This is a genomic window from Nocardioides marinquilinus (assembly GCF_039543705.1).
GTDB classification, from domain to species: domain Bacteria; phylum Actinomycetota; class Actinomycetes; order Propionibacteriales; family Nocardioidaceae; genus Nocardioides; species Nocardioides marinquilinus.
In genome coordinates this window covers 207,764-229,276 of sequence record NZ_BAABKG010000005.1, presented here as the reverse complement: position 1 = coordinate 229,276, position 21,513 = coordinate 207,764, and the positions used below count along the sequence as shown (strand labels likewise).

21 protein-coding genes are annotated in these 21,513 nt (G+C 74.2%); 18 read left to right on the top strand and 3 right to left on the bottom strand.

From position 1 onward, the window contains the following. Window positions 1–30 precede the first annotated feature (30 nt). From ABEA04_RS18960 to clpX, 5 genes are all read left to right on the top strand, one after another. The gene (locus tag ABEA04_RS18960; protein WP_345462408.1) at window positions 31–1,233 is read left to right on the top strand and encodes an esterase/lipase family protein; all 1,203 of its coding nucleotides are present in this window, start codon (window positions 31–33) and stop codon (window positions 1,231–1,233) included. Continuing rightward, window positions 1,230–1,715, top strand: a complete 486-nt coding sequence (locus ABEA04_RS18955) for an SRPBCC family protein (RefSeq protein WP_345462405.1) — start codon at window positions 1,230–1,232, stop codon at window positions 1,713–1,715. Before ABEA04_RS18960 ends, ABEA04_RS18955 begins: the two co-directional genes overlap by 4 nt. Before the next feature lie 149 nt (window positions 1,716–1,864). Further along, window positions 1,865–2,470: an ATP-dependent Clp protease proteolytic subunit gene (locus ABEA04_RS18950; RefSeq protein ID WP_345462907.1), complete on the top strand. Its 606-nt coding sequence runs from the start codon at window positions 1,865–1,867 to the stop codon at window positions 2,468–2,470. Then, entirely contained in the window at window positions 2,467–3,132 is a 666-nt protein-coding gene (locus ABEA04_RS18945; protein WP_345462904.1) for an ATP-dependent Clp protease proteolytic subunit, read from the top strand. Before ABEA04_RS18950 ends, ABEA04_RS18945 begins: the two co-directional genes overlap by 4 nt. 192 nt (window positions 3,133–3,324) lie before the next feature. Beyond that, window positions 3,325–4,608, top strand: coding sequence for an ATP-dependent Clp protease ATP-binding subunit ClpX (gene clpX, locus ABEA04_RS18940; protein WP_345462401.1), 1,284 nt, complete (start codon window positions 3,325–3,327; stop codon window positions 4,606–4,608). A gap of 252 nt (window positions 4,609–4,860) precedes the next feature. Here clpX and valS read toward each other — a convergent pair whose 3' ends face one another. From valS to ABEA04_RS18925, 3 genes are all read right to left on the bottom strand, one after another. Continuing rightward, on the bottom strand, window positions 4,861–7,494 hold the full coding sequence (gene valS, locus ABEA04_RS18935) for a valine--tRNA ligase (protein WP_345462398.1): 2,634 nt from the start codon (window positions 7,492–7,494) through the stop codon (window positions 4,861–4,863). A 66-nt stretch (window positions 7,495–7,560) separates the two neighbouring features. Further along, window positions 7,561–8,694 carry a hypothetical protein gene (locus ABEA04_RS18930; protein ID WP_345462396.1) on the bottom strand — a complete coding sequence of 378 codons (1,134 nt, stop codon included), beginning with the start codon at window positions 8,692–8,694 and terminating at the stop codon, window positions 7,561–7,563. Beyond that, a complete protein-coding gene (locus ABEA04_RS18925) occupies window positions 8,691–9,275 on the bottom strand; it encodes a SigE family RNA polymerase sigma factor (RefSeq protein ID WP_345462393.1) in 585 nt (194 codons plus the stop codon). Before ABEA04_RS18925 ends, ABEA04_RS18930 begins: the two co-directional genes overlap by 4 nt. Window positions 9,276–9,368: 93 nt before the next feature. On the opposite strand from ABEA04_RS18925, the gene ABEA04_RS18920 reads away from it, so the two are divergent. The 13 genes from ABEA04_RS18920 to ABEA04_RS18860 all read left to right on the top strand — a co-directional run bounded on the left by ABEA04_RS18920 (window position 9,369) and on the right by ABEA04_RS18860 (window position 21,467). Continuing rightward, window positions 9,369–10,766 carry a bifunctional folylpolyglutamate synthase/dihydrofolate synthase gene (locus ABEA04_RS18920; protein ID WP_345462391.1) on the top strand — a complete coding sequence of 466 codons (1,398 nt, stop codon included), beginning with the start codon at window positions 9,369–9,371 and terminating at the stop codon, window positions 10,764–10,766. Continuing rightward, a complete protein-coding gene (locus ABEA04_RS18915) occupies window positions 10,763–11,152 on the top strand; it encodes a DUF4233 domain-containing protein (protein ID WP_345462388.1) in 390 nt (129 codons plus the stop codon). The genes ABEA04_RS18920 and ABEA04_RS18915 overlap by 4 nt, the downstream gene beginning before the upstream one ends. A gap of 10 nt (window positions 11,153–11,162) precedes the next feature. Continuing rightward, a complete protein-coding gene (ndk, locus tag ABEA04_RS18910) occupies window positions 11,163–11,573 on the top strand; it encodes a nucleoside-diphosphate kinase (RefSeq protein ID WP_345462385.1) in 411 nt (136 codons plus the stop codon). Between the two features lie 40 nt (window positions 11,574–11,613). Further along, on the top strand, window positions 11,614–12,135 hold the full coding sequence (locus ABEA04_RS18905) for a hypothetical protein (RefSeq protein WP_345462382.1): 522 nt from the start codon (window positions 11,614–11,616) through the stop codon (window positions 12,133–12,135). Next, complete coding sequence (locus ABEA04_RS18900; RefSeq protein ID WP_345462380.1) at window positions 12,135–12,434, top strand: hypothetical protein; 300 nt, start codon at window positions 12,135–12,137, stop codon at window positions 12,432–12,434. The genes ABEA04_RS18905 and ABEA04_RS18900 overlap by 1 nt, the downstream gene beginning before the upstream one ends. Continuing rightward, window positions 12,434–14,197: an alpha/beta hydrolase gene (locus tag ABEA04_RS18895; protein WP_345462377.1), complete on the top strand. Its 1,764-nt coding sequence runs from the start codon at window positions 12,434–12,436 to the stop codon at window positions 14,195–14,197. The genes ABEA04_RS18900 and ABEA04_RS18895 overlap by 1 nt, the downstream gene beginning before the upstream one ends. After that, entirely contained in the window at window positions 14,194–14,736 is a 543-nt protein-coding gene (locus ABEA04_RS18890) for a hypothetical protein (RefSeq protein WP_345462374.1), read from the top strand. The genes ABEA04_RS18895 and ABEA04_RS18890 overlap by 4 nt, the downstream gene beginning before the upstream one ends. A 184-nt stretch (window positions 14,737–14,920) precedes the next feature. After that, entirely contained in the window at window positions 14,921–15,952 is a 1,032-nt protein-coding gene (locus tag ABEA04_RS18885; RefSeq protein ID WP_345462372.1) for a rod shape-determining protein, read from the top strand. Between the two features lie 13 nt (window positions 15,953–15,965). Beyond that, entirely contained in the window at window positions 15,966–16,907 is a 942-nt protein-coding gene (gene mreC / locus ABEA04_RS18880; protein WP_345462900.1) for a rod shape-determining protein MreC, read from the top strand. Continuing rightward, window positions 16,904–17,545 (top strand): rod shape-determining protein MreD, encoded by a 642-nt coding sequence (gene mreD / locus ABEA04_RS18875; protein ID WP_345462369.1) that lies wholly within the window; start codon window positions 16,904–16,906, stop codon window positions 17,543–17,545. The genes mreC and mreD overlap by 4 nt, the downstream gene beginning before the upstream one ends. Continuing rightward, window positions 17,542–19,677 (top strand): penicillin-binding protein 2, encoded by a 2,136-nt coding sequence (gene mrdA / locus ABEA04_RS18870; RefSeq protein WP_345462366.1) that lies wholly within the window; start codon window positions 17,542–17,544, stop codon window positions 19,675–19,677. The genes mreD and mrdA overlap by 4 nt, the downstream gene beginning before the upstream one ends. After that, entirely contained in the window at window positions 19,674–20,843 is a 1,170-nt protein-coding gene (gene rodA, locus ABEA04_RS18865; RefSeq protein WP_345462363.1) for a rod shape-determining protein RodA, read from the top strand. The genes mrdA and rodA overlap by 4 nt, the downstream gene beginning before the upstream one ends. A 63-nt stretch (window positions 20,844–20,906) precedes the next feature. Continuing rightward, window positions 20,907–21,467 carry a cell division protein FtsQ gene (locus ABEA04_RS18860; protein WP_345462360.1) on the top strand — a complete coding sequence of 187 codons (561 nt, stop codon included), beginning with the start codon at window positions 20,907–20,909 and terminating at the stop codon, window positions 21,465–21,467. Window positions 21,468–21,513: the final 46 nt, after the last annotated feature.

Genomic DNA, 21,513 nt, shown 5'->3' with positions numbered 1-21,513 from the left:
AGTCGTTCACCCAGTGGCTACAGTGCCGGGATGTCGACGCCCGGGCCCCGCCTGCTCGACGCCCTCTCGCTGCTCTCCGAGGTGGGCGACTCCCTCGTGGTCGCCACCGTGCGCGACACCCACCGCGCGGTCGCCGACCGGCTGCACGGCGCGGTCAACCACGCCACCGGCGGGCTCGGCACGGTGCCGCACCTGGCGCACCGCGGCATCGCGGACGCCGTCTACGCCGGCCTCGGCGGCGGGCTGCGGCTGGCCTCGGCGGGCCTCGACCGTGCCGCCGGCGCCGGGCTCGGCCCGGGCCTGGAGGACAGCCGGCACGGCCGGTTCCTCACCGCCGCGGTCAACGGGCTGATCGGCGACCGGCTGCTGCGGGAGCGACCGCAGCTGGCCATCCCGACCGCGGTGCGGCTCGACGGCGCGGACGTCGACCCCGAGCCCGGCGAGCTGGCGCGGCGCTTCCCGGACGCGACCGGGCAGCTGGTCGTGATGGTGCACGGGCTGTGCGAGAGCGAGACCTGCTGGGGCATCCACCGCGACCGCACCGGCACCACCTACCCCGAGTCGCTGGCCGGGGCCGGCTGGTCGCCGCTGCTGCTGCGGGTCAACAGCGGGCTGCCGCTGCGCGAGAGCGGCGTGGCCATCGCGGCCCTGCTGCAGCGCGTCGTCGACGGCTGGCCGGTGCCGGTCGAGCGGATCGCGCTGGTCGGCCACTCGATGGGCGGCCTGGTGCTCCGGGCCGCGGGCGCGGTCGCCGCCGACCCGCGCACGCCGCCGTCGGTCGACTGGAACACCCTGGTCACCGACGTCGTCACCCTCGGCGCCCCGCACCTCGGCGCCCCCATCGCGTGGGGCGTGGGGCAGGGCAGCGCCGGGCTCGGCCGGCTGCCCGAGACGGCCGCCTTCGGCCGGTTCCTCGACTGGCGCTCCGAGGGCGTGCGCGACCTCGTCGTCGGCCTGACCGACGACGTCCCGCCGCTGCCGCACGCCCGCTACCACCTCGTGAGCGCGACGCTGACCGCCTCGCCGCGCCACCCCGTCGGCCACCTCGTGGGTGACCTGCTGGTGCGGCCGGCGTCCGCCTTCGGGCGCGACCGCCGCGGCCGCGAGCTGTTCCCCGGCGCCGACGTGCTGCACGTCGGGCGCACCGACCACTTCGGCCTGCTCAACCACCCCGACGTCCTCGCGGCGCTGCACGAGTGGCTCGCCCCGCGCGCCGGCGAGCGGGCGTCGTGAGCGAGGCGGTGGGCGGCGCCGGGCGCGAGCTGCGCGCCGAGCGGGTCGTCGAGGCGCCGCCCGAGGCGGTCTGGGCGGTGCTGGCCGACCTCGGCCGGATGCCGGAGTGGAGCCCCGAGCTGGTCGCCGTGCGCCCGTTGCTGCGCGGCGGGCTGCGGGTCGGTCAGCAGTACCTCGGCATCAACCGTCGCGGGGTGGTCGTGTGGCCGACGCGGTCGGTCGTCGTCGAGCTCGAGCCCGGACGGCGGCTGGCCTGGGACACCCGGTCCAGCGGCGCTCGCTGGGTCTGGGAGCTCGAGCCGCACGGGGACGACGCCACGCGCGTCGTCCACCGGCGACCGGTGCCGCGGCGGCTGACCCCGGCCAGCCGGCTCTTCGCCGCCGCGCTGCTCGGCGGCGTCGACGGTCACGCCGACGAGCTCGAGGCGGGCATGGGCACGAGCGTCGAGCGGCTGCGCGACGCCGTCCTCGCCGCGCGCTGACCCGCCTCGCTCCGCGCCGGGACCGTGCTCCCGGAGACCGGCTCGCGGCGGCTCTTCCGCTGTCGGCGAACAGCGGGGGAGAAGCCGTGGCAGCGTCGGTCCTTCGGGCTAGTGTCGGCGAGGTGAACGACTACACCTCCCACCCGACGATGGGTGCGTCCGGCGGGCTCAACGTGCTCGACGACCACATCTACCAGCGGCTGCTGCGCGAGCGCATCGTGTTCCTCGGCTCCGAGGTGCGCGACCAGAACGCCAACGCGATCTGCGCCCAGCTGCTGCTGCTCTCGGCGGAAGACCCCGAGGCCGACATCTTCCTGCACATCAACAGCCCGGGTGGCTCGGTCGACGCCGGCATGGCGATCTACGACACGATGAACTACATCCCCAACGACGTCGCGACCGTGGGCATGGGCCTGGCCGCCTCGATGGGGCAGTTCCTGCTCTGCGCGGGGGCCAAGGGCAAGCGCTACGCGCTGCCGCACGCGCGCATCATGATGCACCAGCCGTCCTCGGGCATGGGCGGCTCGGCGTCCGACATCAAGATCCAGGCGCAGCAGTCGCTGCACATCAAGAAGGTGCTGCTCGAGCTCATCGCCCAGCACACCGGCCAGAGCGTCGAGCAGGTCACCACCGACGCCGACCGCGACCGCTGGTTCACCGCCGAGCAGGCCCTGGAGTACGGCCTGGTCGACCAGGTCATCACCAGCGCCCGCGAGGCCGCCGACGAGGGCCGCCCGGCCCGTCAGAGCGACTGACCGCCCAGCCCGCTCATCCCGACCACCCACGACGCAACGACCGCGAGGACGACCGCATGACCTATCACATCCCGCAGTGGGAGGAGCGCACCTCCTACGGCTTCCGGCGCATCGACCCGTTCGCCAAGCTGTTCGAGGAGCGCATCATCTACCTCGGCACCCCGATCTCCGACGACGTCGCCAACGCCGTCATCGCCCAGCTGCTGTGCCTGCAGTCGATGAACCCCGACCAGGACATCAGCATCTACATCAACAGCCCCGGTGGCTCCTTCACCGCGCTGACCGCGATCTACGACACGATGCAGTTCATCAAGCCCGAGGTGCAGACCGTGTGCATCGGGCAGGCCGCCTCGGCCGCGGCGATCCTGCTGGCCGCCGGCGCCAAGGGCAAGCGGCTCGCGCTGCCCAACAGCCGCATCCTGATCCACCAGCCCTACACCGAGGGCACCTTCGGCCAGACCTCCGACATCGAGATCCAGGCCAACGAGATCCTGCGCATGCGCGAGCTGCTCGAGAAGATGATCAGCGACCACTCGGGCCGGTCGGTCGAGGAGGTCAGCCGCGACATCGAGCGCGACAAGATCCTCACCGCCGACCAGGCCGTCGAGTACGGCCTCATCGACTCGGTCTTCGCCTCGCTGAAGACCCCGGCCCTCGCCTGAGCCCAGCGCGCGCGAGAGCCGTGACGGGCCGTCGTGTCCGCCGCCGAGAGCGGCGGGCACGCGGTACCGTCTAGGGCGGCGAGACGCCACCCGCAGCTCGGCACCGGCACCAGTCGGAACCACCCGAACCACCCGGAACCACCCCCAGCAGCCTTGCTGGAGACCCCCCGCTCAACTCTTGGAGGACGGCCCGTGGCACGCATCGGCGACGGAGGCGACCTGCTGAAGTGCTCGTTCTGCGGCAAGAGCCAGAAGCAGGTCAAGAAGCTGATCGCCGGTCCCGGCGTCTACATCTGCGACGAGTGCATCGACCTGTGCAACGAGATCATCGAGGAGGAGCTCAGCGAGGGCGGTGAGGTCAGCCTCGACGAGCTGCCCAAGCCGCAGGAGATCTTCGAGTTCCTCAACTCCTACGTGATCGGCCAGGAGCAGGCCAAGAAGGCTCTCGCCGTCGCGGTCTACAACCACTACAAGCGGGTGCAGGCGGGCCTGCAGCCGGCCTCGGGCAAGCACTCCAAGGACGAGGTCGTCGAGGTCGCCAAGTCCAACATCCTCGTCATCGGGCCCACCGGCTGCGGCAAGACCTACCTCGCCCAGACGCTGGCCCGCATGCTCAACGTGCCCTTCGCCATCGCCGACGCCACCGCACTCACCGAGGCGGGCTACGTCGGCGAGGACGTCGAGAACATCCTGCTCAAGCTGATCCAGGCCGCCGACTACGACGTCAAGAAGGCCGAGACCGGCATCATCTACATCGACGAGATCGACAAGGTGGCCCGCAAGGCCGAGAACCCGTCGATCACCCGCGACGTCTCGGGCGAGGGCGTGCAGCAGGCGCTGCTGAAGATCATCGAGGGCACCACCGCCTCGGTGCCGCCGCAGGGCGGGCGCAAGCACCCGCACCAGGAGTTCATCCAGATCGACACGACCAACATCCTGTTCGTGGTGGGTGGGGCCTTCGCCGGGCTCGAGCACATCGTCGAGCAGCGGGTCGGCAAGAAGACCCTCGGCTTCACCGCCGAGGTGCGTGGCGCCGAGGAGCGCGCCCAGGAGGACCTGCTCGCCCAGGTCCGTCCCGAGGATCTCACGAAGTTCGGCCTGATCCCCGAGTTCATCGGCCGGCTCCCGCTCATCGCCAGCGTCAGCAAGCTCGACCGCGAGGCGCTCGTGCAGATCCTCACCGAGCCCCGCAACGCGCTGACCAAGCAGTACCGCAAGCTCTTCGAGCTCGACGGCGTCGACCTCGAGTTCACCGACGAGGCCGTCGCCACCATCGCCGACAAGGCGCTCGAGCGCGGCACCGGCGCCCGCGGCCTGCGGGCCATCATCGAGGAGGTCCTCCTCCACGTGATGTACGACGTCCCCTCGCGCGGCGACGTCGCCAAGGTCGTCGTCACCGACCAGGTCGTGCTCGGCGAGGCCACGCCCACGCTGGTGCTGCGCGAGCCCGAGGCCAAGAAGAAGAAGTCTGCCTGAGCAGTCGCGGGCGAGGAACGAGCCCGCGACTGCTCAGGCAGGTCGAGCAAGCGTGTGACCGAGGCACGAGGTCGCAACCGCGTGTCGAGACCACCGCAGCCGACCCACCCAGCGCGGGCCCACGCGTCGGCGTGAGAGGCCAGGGGTCTCGAGGCTCGGCCGTGGCCGGCCTCGCACCTCGACCATCGTCGGGGTCGCCCGGACGATGGTCGAGGTGCGAGGAGCCCTGGCGACGAGCCTCGAGACCGAGGCTCAGGCCTGCTCGGCCACCTCGGCGGTGACCCGCAGCTCGCCGTCGTCGGTCGGCGTCAGCACCAGGTCGCCGGTGATGCGGCCGGCGCCGCGCAGGTCGGACTCGGCCGCGCGGACGGCGTCCAGGGCGGCCTGCGGGCCGGTGACCTCGACCCGGGTCAGCTCGGTGCGCATCGAGACCTTGGCCTGCGACTTCACCCCGCGCACGCCGCCGAGCGCGGCGGCGACGTGCCCGACCAGCGCCTTGTCGGCGGCGGCCGCCGAGCCCAGCTCGGTGACGGTCGGCCACGCGGCGCGGTGGATCGAGCCCTCGCGCCACCACGACCAGACCTCCTCGGTCACGTAGGGCAGGAACGGCGCGAGCAGCCGCAGCTGGACGTCGAGCGCGATGGCCAGGGTGGCGCGCGCCGAGTCACGGCCGGTCGACTCCTCCTCGGCGTAGGCCCGCTCCTTGACCAGCTCGAGGTAGTCGTCGCAGAAGGCCCAGAAGAACGTCTCGGTGGCCTCGAGCGCGCTGGTGTAGTCGTAGGCCTCGAAGGCGTCGGTGGCCCGCGCGACGACGTCGGCCAGCCCGCCGAGCAGGGCGCAGTCGAGCGCGTCGGTGACCCGCACCGGGTCGGCGACGCTGGCGCCGACGTTGCCGAGCACGAAGCGCGAGGCGTTGAGCACCTTCATCGCCAGGCGGCGGCCGACCTTCATCTGCGTCTCGTCGAAGGGTGAGTCCATGCCGGCGCGCACGGTGGCGGCCCGCCAGCGGACGGCGTCCGCCCCGAACTTCTCGAGGATCTCGGTGGGCACGACGACGTTGCCCTTCGACTTCGACATCTTCTTGCGGTCGGGGTCGAGGATCCAGCCCGACAGCAGCGCGTGCGACCACGGGGTGACGCCCTGCTCGAGGTGGGCGCGCACGACGCGCGAGAACAGCCAGGTGCGGATGATCTCGTGCGCCTGGGTGCACAGGTCCATCGGGAAGACGCGCGAGAACAGGTCGTCGTCGACGCTCCAGCCGCCGGCGATCTGCGGCGTCAGCGACGACGTCGCCCAGGTGTCCATGACGTCGGGGTCGCCGAGGAAGCCGCCCGGCTTGCCGCGCTGGCTCTCGTCGTAGCCGCGCGGGGCGTCGGTGGAGGGGTCGACCGGCAGCTCGGCCTCGCTGGGCAGCAGCGGGTGGTCGTGGTCGGGCTCGCCCTCGTCGTCCAGCGGGTACCAGACCGGGAACGGGATGCCGAAGAACCGCTGGCGCGAGATGAGCCAGTCGCCGGTGAGGCCGCTGACCCAGTTGTCGAAGCGCACCTTCATGTGCGCCGGCAGCCAGGTGATCTCGGCGCCGTGGTCGAGCATCTCGGTGCGCAGCGCGGCGTCGCGGCCGCCGTTGCGGATGTACCACTGGCGGGTGGCCACGATCTCGAGCGGCTTGTCGCCGCGCTCGTAGAAGTTGGCCATGCGGGTGGTGGGCTTCGGCTCGCCGTCGAGGTCGCCCGACTCGCGCAGCAGCGTCACCATCTCCTCGCGCGCGGAGAAGATCGTCTTGCCGGCCAGGCGCTCGTAGGCCGCGGCGGCGTCGGGGGAGGCGAGCCACGCCGGCGTCTCGCGGGCCAGCCGCCCGTCGCGACCGATCACGGTGCGCACCGGCAGCGACAGCTCGCGCCACCACTGGACGTCGGTCAGGTCGCCGAACGTGCAGCACATGACCAGGCCGGAGCCCTTGTCCATCTCGGCCGCCGGGTGGGCGACCACCGGGATCTCGACGCCGAAGACCGGGGACGTCGCGGTGGTGCCGAACAGCGGCTGGTAGCGCTCGTCGTCGGGGTGGGCGATGAGCGCGACCGCGGAGGCGATGAGCTCGGGCCGGGTGGTCTCGACGTACAGCGGGGCGCCGGCGCCGTCGGGGGTGGCCGCGTGGTAGCTCACGCGGTGGTAGGCGCCCGGGTACTCGCGGGCCTCGATCTCGGCCTGGGCGACCGCCGTCCGGTCGGTGACGTCCCAGACCGTGGGCGCCTCGGCGAGGTAGGCCTCACCGCGGGCGAAGTTGCGCAGGAACGCGCGCTGGCTGATCTCGCGGGCCTTCGCGCCGGCGGTGGTGTAGGTCTGCGACCAGTCGACCGAGAGGCCGAGCGTGCGCCAGAGGTCCTCGAAGACCTTCTCGTCCTGCTCGACGAGCTCTTCGCACAGCGCGACGAAGTTGGGCCGGCTGATCGGCACCTGCTTCTTCGGGTCGGGCTTCTCGGGCGGGGTGAAGTCGGGGTCGTAGGGCAGCGACGGGTCGCAGCGCACGCCGTAGTAGTTCTGCACCCGGCGCTCGGTGGGCAGGCCGTTGTCGTCCCAGCCCATCGGGTAGAAGACGGTCTTGCCCGTCATCCGCTGGTAGCGGGCGATGAGGTCGGGGTGGGTGTAGGAGAAGACGTGCCCGACGTGCAGGCTGCCGCTCACGGTCGGCGGCGGGGTGTCGATCGAGTAGACGTTCTCGCGCGGCTGGGTGCGGTCGAAGGCGTAGGTGCCCTGCTCGCGCCAGACCGCCGCCCACTTCTCCTCGAGGCCCTCGAGGGCGGGCTTGTCGGGTACGACGACGGCACCGGGCTCGGTGCTCGTCGTGTCGCCACCCGCAGGCGCCTGGCTCTCGGAGATCTCGGTCATGCCCGAAATCCTAGGGCTGGGGCCGCGCCGACCCCGCATCGGTTTGGGGCTCCGGCGGAGCCCACGTCACCGCGCGCGGCCGCCGAGGACGTCGGCGAGCACCCGCTCGGCGTCCGGGCCGGGCTGCCAGTGGCCGTCCGGGGCGTCGAACTCGCCGCTGCACCGGTCGTCGACCAGCCGGAGCAGGCGGCCCTCCCGGTCGGCGAGGACGACCACCCGCGTCGGCCCGGCGTCGGCGCAGATCTGGGTGTGGCGCGGCTCGGCGGTGAACCGCTCGCGCAGGTCGGCCATCAGCACCTCGAGCTGCTCGGGGGTCGGGTTGCCCTGGTCCTCGCCGTACTGGCGGCGGCCCATCGGGTCGACGGTGAAGCAGACCACCGCCGCGGCGGCGTCGACGTCGGTCGTCGCGCCGGTGTAGGTGTCGGGGTCACCGGGCCCGCCGCTCGCGTCGGTGCAGGCGGGCTCGACGACGGGCGTCACCTCGGGGTCGACCGGGACGCCGGCGCCGTCGCCCGGCGGCTCGGCGGCGATCGCGTCGTCCACCAGGTCGAGCACCCGCTCGGCGCTGCGGCCGACCCCGTCGACGGTGACGACGCCGCAGAAGACCAGGCTGCTGCCGATCGTCGTCGTGGCGCCGCCGCCGTCGGCGACCGTGAGCGTCCAGGGCGTGGGCGCCAGCCGGACCGTGGCGCACTCGGCCGTGGGGTCGTAGGCGGGCAGCCCGCGGATCTGCTCCACGAGCGCGGGCGCGCCGGCCACCACGGGGGTGGAGTCGAACGCGACGGCGACCGCCGACCCGGGGTCGCCGTCGTCGACCGGTACGCCGGCACAGACCCGCGCCCACGTGGCGTCGGCCGGCAGTGTGGCGTCGGCGGGCAGGGTCGCGGCGTCGACCGGCGGGTCGGGGCAGGCCTCCGGGGTCACCGCGGGCGCCATGGACGGCGTCGGTCCGGCCGGGTCGGTCTCGGCCGCGTCGGTCGAGCCGTCGTCGTCCGCCCCGGAGAGCGCGAGCGGGACGCCGACCCCGACGCCGGCGACGGCGAGCACCGCGGCCGCGACGCCGAGGCGCACGGTGCGGGTCACCGCCCGGCCGCGGTCGCGGACGGCGTCGGCGCGGACCGACGGCGTGGTGCCGGGCTGGTCGGGCGCGGCGGCGGAGAGGAGGTCGCGGAGGTCGTCGTGGTTCTCGGGTCGGGTCATGGCTGGTCTCCGGGCAGTCGGGTGGCGAGCGAGGGGGAGGAGCGCAGGGCCGCGAGGGCGCGGGAGGCCTGGCTCTTGACGGTGCCGACGCTGATGCCCAGCACCTCGGCGGTCTGCCGCTCGGTGAGGTCGTCGAAGTAGCGCAGCACCACGACCGCGCGCTGGCCGCGCGGCAGGGCGGCCAGGGCGACGAGGACGTCGTGGCGCACCTCGACGCGGTCGGCGGCGTCGTCCACCAGGTCGAGGCCGCCGGAGCCGCCGGAGCCGCCGGGGCCGCCGGGCCGGTCGGGCAGCGTCGCGGTCGGCGTCTCGCCGCGCCAGCGCCGCCGCCACCAGTCGGTGTAGGTCGTCACCATCGCGCGGCGCACGTAGGCCTGGGCGGCCTCGCGCCGCTCGAGGCGGTCCCAGCGGCGCCACGCCTTGACGAGCGCGGTCTGCAGCAGGTCCTCGGCGCGGTGCGCGTCGCCGGTGAGCAGGAACGCGCTGCGCCACAGCGCGGTCGACGTCGCGGCGACGAACTCGTCGAACGACCGGTCGTGCTCTGGTGGTCGCGCCCGGGCGTCGCGGCCATCTCGGTCCATCACGGTCACTGTGCCTCACCCCTTCTCCCGCCACGACGAGGTGGCGGCCGCCGATGGTTGTCACGCGCGGCCCGCTCCTAGACTCGGGACGAGATGACCGAGACCAGCGACGACCCGACCCCGTCCGACGTGCCGACGCAGGCGCGGGCGGCCGAGACCTTCGACGAGGTCGAGGACGCGCTGCTCTCGCGCTGGCCCGAGACCCGCATGGAGCCGACGCTCGACCGCATCCGGGCGTTCTGCGAGCTGCTGGGCGACCCGCAGACGACCTTCCGCGCCGTGCACCTCACCGGCACCAACGGCAAGACGTCGACCGCGCGCATGGTCGACACGCTGCTCACCACCATGGGTCTGCGCACCGGCCGGTTCACCTCGCCGCACGTCGAGCGCATGAGCGAGCGCATCTGCCTCGACGGCGAGCCGCTCGACGACGAGGCGTTCGTGCGCGCGTTCAACGACGTCGCGCCCTACACCCACCTGGTCGACCAGGCCGAGCCGTTCCCGCTCAGCTTCTTCGAGACGATGGTCGGCATGGCCTATGCGGCCTTCGCCGACGCCCCGGTCGACGTGGGGGTCGTCGAGGTCGGCCTCGGCGGCGCGTGGGACGCCACCAACGTGATCGACGCCGACGTGGCCGTCGTGCTGCCGGTGGGCGTCGACCACGCGCACCTGCTGGGCGACTCGCCCGAGGTCATCGCGGGCGAGAAGGCCGGCATCATCAAGCCGGGCGCCACCGCCGTCCTCGCCGCGCAGGAGCCCGGCGTGGCCGAGGTGCTGCTGGCCCGGGCTCGGGAGGTGGGGGCCACCGTCGTGGCCGAGGGCGTCGACTTCGGCGTCGAGACCCGCACGCCGGCCGTCGGCGGCCAGCTGGTGACGCTGCGCGGGCTGCGCGCCCGCTACGACGAGCTGTTCCTGCCGCTGTTCGGCGCGCACCAGGCGCAGAACGCGGTGGTCGCCCTGGCCGCCGTCGAGGCGCTGGTGGGCGAGCCGCTGGGCGACGACGTCGTCCGGGAGGCCTTCGCCGAGGTCACCTCGCCGGGCCGCCTCGAGGTGGTGCGCCGCAGCCCCACCGTCATCCTCGACGCCGCCCACAACCCGCAGGGCGCGGCCGCCACGGCCGCCGCCCTCGAGGACTCCTTCCAGCTCTCGCCGCTCGTCGGCGTCGTCGGATTGATGAGCGACAAGGACGCCGAGGGCGTGCTGGCCGCCTTCGAGCCGCAGCTCGCGCACGTGGTGTGCACCCAGAACTCCTCGTCGCGGTCGATGGCGGCCGCCGCGCTCGCCGAGGTGGCGATCGAGATCTACGGCGAGCAGCGGGTGAGCGTCGAGCCGAGCCTGGCCGACGCCATTGACCAGGCCGCCACCCTCGCCGAGGCCGGTGAGGCCGTCACCGCCTCGCTCGGCTCGGGCGCGGTGCTCGTCACCGGGTCGGTGGTCACCGTCGGCGAGGCCCGCCGGCTGCTGGTGCGCGGCGAGGCCCGGGGCCGATGAGGCCGCCGCCGCAGGAGCGGGCCCGCTCGCCGCGCCGCGGCATGTGCGCCGCCGTCCTCTCGCTCGAGGCCGTGGTGCTGGGGCTCAGCACCCCGGTGATGATCGCGGTGGCCGACGTCGACCCCGGCACCGCGCTGCCGGTCGGGCTGGGCCTGATGGTCGCGGCCCTGCTCGTCGCCGGTCTGCTGCGCGCCGAGTGGGGCTACGCGCTCGGCTGGGCGGTGCAGGTGGGCGCGGTCGCCCTGGGCTTCGTGGTCACCACGATGTTCTTCCTCGGCGGCCTGTTCGCGGCGCTGTGGGCCACGGCCTACCTGCTCGGGCTCAAGATCGAGCGGGAGCGCGCCGCCGCCTACGCCGCCTACGCCGCCCACGACGAGACGCCCTAGGCTCCCCGCCATGACCCAGCGCACCCTGGTCCTGCTCAAGCCCGACGCGGTCCGCCGGGGCCTGGTGGGGCAGGTGCTGTCGCGCTTCGAGGCCAAGGGCCTGACGATCGTGGCGCTGGAGCACCGCACCATCGACGGCGAGATGGCCGACCGCCACTACGCCGAGCACGTCGAGCGCGACTTCTACCCGCCGCTGCGCGCCTTCGCCACGAGCGGCCCGCTGGTCGCGCTCGTGCTCGAGGGCGACGAGGCGATCGAGGTCGTGCGCGGCCTCAACGGTGCCACCGACGGCCGCAAGGCCGCTCCCGGCACGATCCGCGGCGACCTCTCGCTGTCGAACCGCGAGAACCTCGTGCACGCCTCCGACTCGCCCGAGTCGGCCGCGCGCGAGATCGCGCTCTGGTTCCCCGCCCTGGGCTGACCCGCGTTTTCCGGCGGGGGCAGCCGGGCAGCCTCCTCCCATGGGTGAACAGCTGTTCTCGGAGCTCCACCGCCGTCATCCGGACGTCGACCTCGTCGTCCTGCCGCCCGAGCCGCCGCTCGCGCCGGCCCCCGAGGCGAGCGAGGCCGACCTCGCCGCCGCGGCCATCGCCGTCGGCGCGACCGGCCGGCACCTCTGGACGACGCTCGCCCCCGACGCCGTCGACGACCCGGTCGTGCGGTGGTCGTTCGCGGCCGACCCCGGCCGGGTGCGCGTGACCGCCCGCGCGGTCGAGCGCCGGGCCGACGGGCCCGCGCCGCTGACGAGCCTGCGCCGCGAGCTCGAGGCGCACGGCTGGGCCGTCGCGCGGGCCGCCGCGCCCGGCGGCGCCGTCGAGCGGCTGGTCGGCCGGCTCGACGACCTCGAGGTCACCGCGACCTGGGCGGCCGGCGCCGGCGCCGTCGTCCTGACCGTCGCCTCGCGGCCGCTGGTCGTCGGCGTCGAGCGGGCCGCGACCCTGGCCGGACGGCGTCCGCGTGCCGTCGCCGGGGGTGAGGGCTGATGGAGGTCGTCCCCGTCTCCGTCGGCGAGGCCGCCCGCGCCTGGGACGAGCAGCACCTCGACCTGCAGGCCGCCTCGCGCCAGATCGGCGCCGCCGGCACCGGCGGGTTCACCGCCGCCGTCTCGGGCCCCGCGGCGCGGTTCGTCGCCGCCTGGGAGCGCCACACCCGCACCGTCGGCCAGACCTGCGACGACACCGCCGACGGGCTGCGCGTCTCGATCCGCGACTTCCTCGCCACCGACGACGCCACCGCGGCCGACCTGCTCGCGCTGACGCCGTACACCACCGAGGAGCGCTGATGGCGACCATCACGCTCCCGAGCCGGCCGCGGACGGTCCCGACGCTGACCGTCGACCCCGGCGCGATCCGCCGCTGCGGCACCGAGCTGCTCGCCGCCTCGGCGCAGGTCGACGACCTCGGCAGCTTCGTCGCCGGGTCGGCGCGCGTCGGCGACTGGACCGGCCGCGCGTCCACGGGCTACCACCAGGCCATCGCGCCGGTCGGCCACCAGGCCGACGCCATGTCACTGGCCCTGCGCGGCGTGGCCCAGCGGGTCGACGCGCACGCCGAGGAGATGACCGACCTGCAGACGCGGCGCACCGACCTCGTCGACCGCCGCGAGCACCTGACCCAGCAGGTCGCCACGCTCGAGCGGGAGGCGGCCGAGCCGCTGACCCCGCCCGAGGTCGAGCAGCTGCAGGCCGACTGCCGCCGGGTGCAGGGCTACGTCGACACCTTCGACACCGACGTCGTGACCTGGGCGGGCGACGTCGGCGCCGAGGAGCGCGCCATGACAGAGGCCTTCTCCCGCGTCATGGACCTCGACGCGGTCGAGCGGCTCTACGGCGGCGTGGAGGACCCCGCGGACGACGCGCTCGCGTCGCGGCCCCCGGCCGGCGCGAGCCCGCAGGAGGTCAACGCCTGGTGGGACGGGCTGACCCCCGAGCAGCAGCAGGCGATCATCGCCGCCGCGCCCGGCGCGATCGGCAACCTCGACGGCATCCCGGCCACCGCCCGCGACGCCGCCAACACCACCGCGCTCGCGCGCGACCTCGCCGACTGGGAGAACGCCGAGCGGGTCGGGGTGATCACCGACGACGAGCGGCAGTGGCTGCGCAACGCCCGGGCCGCGCAGGACGCGATCGACGACATCCACGAGCGCGTCGACCCGGTGACCGGCCTGCCGATCGAGACCCAGCTGTACCTCTACGACCCGGCCGCCTTCGACGGCGACGGCGCCGTCGCGGTCTCGGCCGGCAACGTCGACACCGCCGACAACGTGGCCGTCGTGACGCCCGGGCTGGGCACCGACGGCGAGAGCGCGCCCTACCAGGCCGACCGCGCCGCGACGCTCTACGAGTCGAGCCGCTTCCTCGACCCCGACGCCTCGAACGCCACGCTGTTCTGGATCGGCTACGACGCGCCCGACAACGTGCCGTGGGGTGACGACGGTGGCGCCGACGCCGCCGGCGTGGTCACCGAGGGCGCGGCCGAGGAGGGCGGCGGCCGGCTCGCCGACCTCGTCGACGGGCTGCGCGCCTCGCGCGACGGCGACCCGGCGCACGTCACCGCCATCGGCCACTCCTACGGCTCGACCACCACCGGCCACGCCGCGCACGACCACGGCCTCGACGTCGACGACCTGGTCTTCGTCGGCAGCCCCGGCGTCGGCGGCGACACCGACAGTGCCGCCGACACCGGCGTCGACCCCGACCACGTGTGGGCCGGCGCCAACAGCCGCGACCCGGTCACCTACTTCGCCAACCACGGCTGGGTGCACGGCGAGACGATCTTCGGCGCCGGGCTCGGCGACGACCCGGCCGAGGACGACTTCGGCGGCAACCGGTTCCAGGCCGAGGACGTCTCGCGACCGGGGTACCCCGACTTCGGCCAGCACTCGCTGTACTTCGAGCACGACACCGAGTCGCTCTACAACATCAGCCAGATCGTCAACGGCGACTACGACGCCGTGCTGGCCGCCGAGCACAACTACGACCCCTGGTACGCCGGCGTGCAGGACCCCGAGCTCGACCGCGACCCGACCACCCAGCCGACCCGATGAGGCGCCCGGTCGCCGGCCTCGCGCTCGTCGTGCTGCTGGGCTTGACTGGCTGCATGGACGACGGCAGGACGGGCGGGACGGGTGACCGCACGGACGGGTCGGACGGCGCGGCCACGTCCGGCGCCGCCGAGGCCGACCGCACGCGCGCCGGGGACGTGGTGCGCGACCTGCTGGCCGGCCTGCAGGCCGACGGTGGGCGACCGACGTCCGCGACGGGCAGCTTCCGGGGCTGTCGCGAGCGCTTCCCCGAGGGGGTCGCCGCCGTCGAGTACGTCGCCTCGGCGCGTGTCGACGGGGTCGACGACCTCGCCGCCGTCGCGCCGCGCCTGGCCGGCCTCGGGCTGGGGGAGCCCAGCGCCACCGACGTCCCCGGCGGACGACGGCTCGCGGTCTCGGACGGCGGCCTCACCGTCACCGCCACCCACCGCCCCGCCGCCGGCGCGTTCGTGCTGCTCGGGGTCGTGGGCGGCTGCCACGACGTCGCCGCCGACGACCAGGACTCCTGGCTCGCCCGCGCGCCCGACGACCTCACCCCCTGACCCGGCCCGCAGCGGCGAGGCGGCCGGGAGCACCGGTGTCGCAACACACCCACGCGCCTCCCGGGTCACATGAGTCCCACTGCTTACGCTCGCACCGGGCTCGCCTGCGTGCGCGTGCCGGCCCGCGGCTCGACTCTTCCCCTGAACGCGCACGGGCAGCGAGGCGCGCGCGCGTGAGATCGACATGAGGGCGAGAGGCATCATCGGCCGCGACATGGCGGTCGACCTCGGCACCGCCAACACGCTCGTCTACGTGCGCCGCAAGGGCGTGCTGCTCGACGAGCCGAGCGTCGTCGCGCTCAACGACACCACCGGCGAGGTGCTGGCCGTCGGCCACGAGGCCAAGCGCATGGTGGGCCGCACCCCCGACAACATCACCGCGCTGCGGCCCCTGCAGGACGGCGTCATCGCCGACTTCGAGGCCACCGAGCAGATGCTGCGCTGGTTCATCCAGCGCGTGCACCGCCGCCGCTACTTCGCCAAGCCCCGCATGGTCATCTGCGTGCCCAGCGGCATCACCGCCGTCGAGCAGCGCGCGGTGAAGGAGGCCGGCTACCAGGCCGGCGCCCGCCGGGTCTACATCGTCGAGGAGCCGATGGCCGCCGCGATCGGCGCCGGGCTGCCCGTGCACAAGGCCACCGGCAACATGGTCGTCGACGTCGGCGGCGGCACCACCGAGGTCGCGGTCATCTCCCTCGGCGGCATCGTCACCAGCCTCTCGATCCGCACGGCCGGCGACGCCCTCGACCGCGCGATCGTGTCGTGGCTGAAGAAGGAGCACGCGCTGCTGCTCGGCGAGCGCACCGCCGAGGAGGTCAAGATGACCCTCGGCTCGGCCTTCCCCGCCCACGACGAGCGCCCCGGCGAGATCCGCGGCCGCGACATGGTCAGCGGCCTGCCGCGCACGGTCGAGGTGACCCCGGCGCAGCTGCGCCAGGCCATCGAGGAGCCGCTGCACGCCATCGTGGACGCCGTCCGCGTGACCCTCGACCAGACCCCGCCCGAGCTGGCCGGCGACATCATGGACCGCGGCATCGTGCTCACCGGCGGCGGCGCCCTGCTGCGCGGCCTCGACGAGCGCCTGCGTCACGAGACCGGCATGCCGGTGCACGTCGCACCCGACCCGCTCACCTCCGTCGCGCACGGCGCCGGGCGCTGCGTGGAGGAGTTCGAGGCGCTGCAGCAGGTGCTGGTCGCCGACCGCAGGAGGCGGTGACGCGACCGTGAGGATGACCCGCCGCCGCTGGGGCCTGGCCCCCGGCGAGGACGACGGCACCGGCGCCGACCCGTCGGGCGGCCGCGGCACGCCGTCGCGCGCGCTGGTCGCGGGCCTGCTGATGGCCTGCGCCAGCCTCATGGTGCTCGACCACGGCGAGGACCGGCTGCTCGACCCCGCACGGCAGGCCCTCGGCGAGGTCGTCGGGCCCGCCCAGTCGGCCACCGCGAGCGCGGTGCGCCCCTTCGTCGAGCTGCCCGACTGGCTCGAGGACAAGGACGCCGCCCGCGCCCGGCTCGCCGCGCTGGAGGCCGAGAACGCCGAGCTGCGCGCCGAGATGCGCACCTCCGACTACGACCGCAACCGCCTCGCCGAGCTCGAGGGCCTCACCAGCGCCGCCGTCGACCTCGGTCTCGCGCTCGTGCCCGCCCGCGTCGTCGGCGTGGGACCCTCGCAGTCGTTCTCGAGCACCGTGACCATCGACGCCGGCTCGGAGGCGGGCCTGCGCCCCGACCTCACCGTCGTCAACAACGACGGCCTCGTCGGTCGCGTGCTGCGGGTCACCGCCACCACCGCGACCGTGCTGCTCGTCGTCGACCCCGACTCCACCGTCGGCGGCCGGGTCGCGCGCAGCATGGAGCTCGGCTTCCTCAAGGGTCGCGGCGACCTCGGCGGCGGCGCCCGCCTCGACCTCGAGCTGCTCGACGAGACCGTCGTCCCCGACCAGGGCGACACCGTCGTCACCTGGGGCAGCCGCACCGGCACCAGCCCGTACGTCGCCGGCGTGCCGGTCGGCGAGGTGGTCTCGGTCTACAACAGCGTGCGCGAGACCTCGCAGCGCGCCGTCATCGATCCGTACGTCGACTTCGCCTCCCTCGACCTCGTCGGGGTCGTCGTGCCCTCGGGCACCCGCAGCGACCGCGCCGTCGTCGAGGCCGACGGGAGCCTGCGATGAGCCTCACCACGTCAGCCACCCCTGCCCGCGTGCGCCCGCCGCTGCGGCGGGCCGGGTCGAGCCGCCCCCGCGGCAGCCGCCCCACCAGCGAGACCGCCGCCCGTCTGCTGCTCGTCGGCTGCGTCGGCTTCCTCGCGCTGCTGGTGCAGACGACGGTGCTGCCGCACGCGGCGTGGCACGGCGTCGTCCCCAACCTGATGCTGCTGGTCGCCGTCGCGGTCGGCCTGGCCCGCGGCGCGCAGGCCGGCCTGGTGGCCGGGTTCGCGCTCGGCGTCGTCCTCGACCTCGCCCCGCCCGCCGACCACGTCGCCGGGCGCTGGGCGCTCGCGCTGCTCGTGGCCGGCTACGTCGCCGGCCGGGTGCGGCAGGACGCCGCCACGCCCGGCGTGCTCGGCACGCTGGCCACCGTCGCGGGGTGCTCGTTCGCCGCGTCGTCGGTCTTCGCGCTCAGCGGCCTGGTGCTGCACGACCCCGGCGTGCCGGCGGCCGGGCTGGTGCCCGACCTGCTGGGCGTCGTCCTGGTCGGGGTGGTCTGCGACCTCGTCGCCGCGCCCTTCCTGCTGTCCGTGCTGCTGTGGCTGCTCGGCGAGCACGTCACCGACGGCCCCGCGCTGCGCGTCGGCGGCAGGCGCCCATGAGCGCCTCCGACGTCAGCCGGCTGCGGCTCATCGTCATCCAGGCGCTGGTCTTCTCGCTGTTCGCCACCTTGCTGGTGCGCCTGTACTACCTGCAGATCGTCAGCGGCGACGAGTACCAGAACCGCGCGGCCGCCCAGTCGGTGCGCGACATCGTCGTCCAGCCCACCCGCGGCCTCATCGTCGACGCGCAGGGCCGCCCGCTCGTGACCAACCGGCTCTCGTGGGTCGTCTCGCTCGACCGCACCGTGCTCGACCGGTTGGACGACGACCAGCGCGGCGTCCTGATGCGCCGCGTGCACCGCGCCGTCGGCGTCACCCCGAGCCGCATCGAGCGGCTGCTGACCACCTGCGGCGACGACGGCTCCGAGCCCGGCGTGTGCTGGAACGGCTCGCCCTACCAGCCGGTGCCGGTCGCGCAGGACGTGCGGCAGGGCCAGGCCCGCCGCATCCTCGAGCAGCCCGAGGACTACCCGGGCGTCGTGGTCTCGCAGCAGAGCGTGCGCGCCTACCCGCAGCCGTTCGGCATCAACGCCGCGCACCTGCTCGGCTACCTCAGCCCGATCACCGAGGACGAGCTCGACCACGCCGAGGACGACGGCGACCGGTCGGTCAACGGCTCCTCGGTCGTCGGACGCGCCGGCATCGAGCAGGAGTACGACGAGTGGCTGCGCGGCATGCCCGGCTACCAGCAGGTGAAGGTCGACTCGATGGGCCGCGTCATCGGCGACGACGCCAGCGTCGAGGCGCAGCCGGGCGACACCCTGGTCACCTCCATCGACGCCAAGGTGCAGGGCGTCGTCGAGAAGCAGCTGGCCGAGATGATTCAGACCGCCCGCGGCGACTTCGACACCGTCACCGGCCGCAACTTCGTCGCCGACTCCGGCGCCGCCGTCGTCATGGAGGCCGACACCGGCCGCATCGTGGCCATGGCCAGCCAGCCCACCTACGACCCCGGCGTGTGGGTCGGCGGCATCACCAAGAAGCAGCTGGCCCGGCTCTACTCCGCCAAGGCCGGGACGCCGCTGCTCGGCCGCGCGACCCAGGGCCAGTTCGCGCCCGGCTCGACCTGGAAGCCGTTCATGACCGCGGGGGCGCTCACCCACGGCTACGACACCGACGCGATGCTCGACTGCTCGTCGTCCTTCCGCGTCGGCAACCGCGACTTCAAGAACTACGAGTCCCGCCCCTACGGCTACATCTCCTTCGCCAAGGCGCTCGAGGTCTCGTGCAACACCTTCTTCTACCGGGTGGGCTACGACTACTGGCAGCGGCTCGGCTCCGACGTCGACGACGTCGACGCGCGCGACCCGCTCGTCGAGGAGGCCAAGCGGTTCGGCTTCGGGCGCGAGACCGGCGTCGACCTGCCGGGCGAGGCCTCGGGGCGCATCGCCGACCGGCAGTGGAAGCGCGCCTACTACCGCTCGATGAAGGACTACTACTGCGGCATCGCCGACAAGCCGCAGGACGACCCGGCCAACGACGGCATCAGCGACTTCGTCTACCGGTTCGCCGGCGAGTTCTGCGTCGAGGGCTACGCCTACCGCGCCGGCGACGCGGTCAACTTCGCCATCGGCCAGGGCGACACCATCGTCACCCCGCTGCAGCTGGCCCGCGGCTACGCGGCCCTCGCGAACGGCGGCACCCTCTACGCCCCGCGCGTGGCCCGCGCCGTCGTGGCCGCCGACGGCACCGTCGTCCGGCGGATCAAGCCGAAGGCGACCGGTCACGTGAAGCTGCCCGACCACGTGGTCGGCTACATCGACGAGGCCCTCAAGGGCGTGACCCGCGAGGGCACCATGGCCTGGCGCATGGGCGGCTTCCCGCTCGAGGAGGTGCCGATCCGGTCCAAGACCGGCTCGGCCGAGGTCTACGGCAAGCAGTCGACCTCGTGGGTGGCGTCGTACTCCGACGACTACGTCGTGGTCATGATGATCAGCCAGGGCGGCACCGGCTCGGAGGCCTCCGGCCCCGGCATCCGCAAGATCTGGGAGGCGCTGTACGGCGTCCGCGGCGAGAAGGTCGTGCCCGACCGCGCCGCCATCCCCGGCGTGACGCCGCCCGAGCGGCTGCCCGTCTTCTCCGGCGACGGCTCGATCCTGCCGCCGGCCCGCACCGAGGAGGAGGACTCGTGACCAGCACGTCCCGCGTTCCCGGCGTCGACCGGCTGCTGCTCGCGGCCGTCGTCGCGCTCAGCGTGCTCGGCTGCCTGCTGGTGTGGTCGGCCACCTCGGCGCGCAGCGACCTCACCGGCGGCGACCCGCGCGCCTTCCTGGAGAAGCAGATCCTCAACGTCGCCATCGGCCTCGGGCTGCTGCTCGTGGTGGTCGTGACCGACCACCGGTGGGTGCGCATCGTGACGCCGCTGGTCTACCTCGCCTCGATCGGCGGGCTGGTGCTCGTGCTCACCATGGGCACGGTGGTCAACGGCTCGCGGTCGTGGCTGATGTTCGGCGGGATGTCGATCCAGCCCTCGGAGTTCGCCAAGCTCACCGTCGTCATCGGCATGGCGCTGGTGGTGGCCGAGCGGGCCGAGAACCGCTGGCGCGCGCGCGTCGGCCTGGTGGACGTCGTCCTCATGCTGCTGGTGGCCGCGGTGCCCGCCACGCTCATCGTCCTGCAGCCCGACCTGGGCACGATGCTGGTGCTGACCGCCACCGTCTTCGGCGTGCTCGCCGCCTCGGGCGCCTCGGCGAGGTGGCTGGTGGCGCTCGGCGTCGGCGGGGTGGGCGCGGCGGTGGCCGCCGTCTCGGCCGGGTTGCTGGAGGACTACCAGGTCGACCGCTTCCTGGCCTTCCTCGACCCGACCCTCGACCCGCGCGGCGCCGGCTACAACGTCGAGCAGGCGCTCATCGCCGCCGGCAACGGCGGACCGTTCGGCCAGGGCCTGTTCGACGGCTCGCAGACCCGCTCGGGCTTCGTGCCCGAGCAGCACACCGACTTCGTCTTCACCGTCGCCGGCGAGGAGCTCGGCCTGCTCGGCGCCGGCCTGATCATCGCGCTGCTCGGCGTCGTGCTGTGGCGCGCTTTACGCATCGCGGCCCGCACCGACGACGTCTTCGGCCGCGTCGCCGCCGCCGGCATCGCCTGCTGGTTCGGCTTCCAGGCCTTCCAGAACATCGGCATGTGCCTGGGGATCATGCCGGTCACCGGCGTCCCGCTGCCGTTCGTCTCCTACGGCGGCAGCTCGATGTTCGCCTCGATGCTCGCCGTCGGCCTGCTGCTCAACATCTCCCGCCGGGCCGCCGTGGCCCCCGCCGCCCGCCTGCGCCCCACCACCGGCGTCCTCGTCCGCTCCTGACAGAAGTCATCCGTCCCCCGGACCGGATGGCCGCCGCCGGGCCGGCCGGGGCATGATGGGCGGGTGCTCAGGGTCCGGGTCCTGCCGCGCGGGCGAGTCCCGCTGCGTTCGGCCCTGGCCACCCTCGAGATCTGCACGGCGCTCGTCGTGGCCCACCTGCTGGCCGGCGGGGCGCTGCCCTCGCCGGTCTGGCTCGCGGTCACCGCGCTGCTCGTCTTCGGCGCCGGGCTGCTCGTGCTGCGCGGCCGGCTGCGGCTCGGCATCGCGGTGCCGGCGCTGGTCGTGGCGCAGCTGCTGCTGCACGCCTGGCTGACCGCGCTCGCGACCGACCCGGTGGTCACCACCGGCGGGCACGCGCACGGCACCGCCCACCCGGCCGAGACCGCGCTCGACCCGCTCATGCTCGGGCTGCACGTGGTCGGCGGGCTGCTCACGGCGCTGTCGTGGCACCTGCGCGCCCGTGCGGTCGACGTCGTCGTCACCTGGCTGCGTGCGGTGCTCGCGCCGGTCTCGCGGCCGCCGCGGGTGCCGGCGTCCGCCGTCGTGCTCGTCGCGCCGCGCTGGCGCGAGGTCGCGGCCGTCGCGCCGCGGCGCGGACCGCCGTCCGCGCTCCTCGCCGTCTGAGCCCGGGTCCGTCGCACGGTCCGGGGGTCGGACGGCGTCCTCGCCA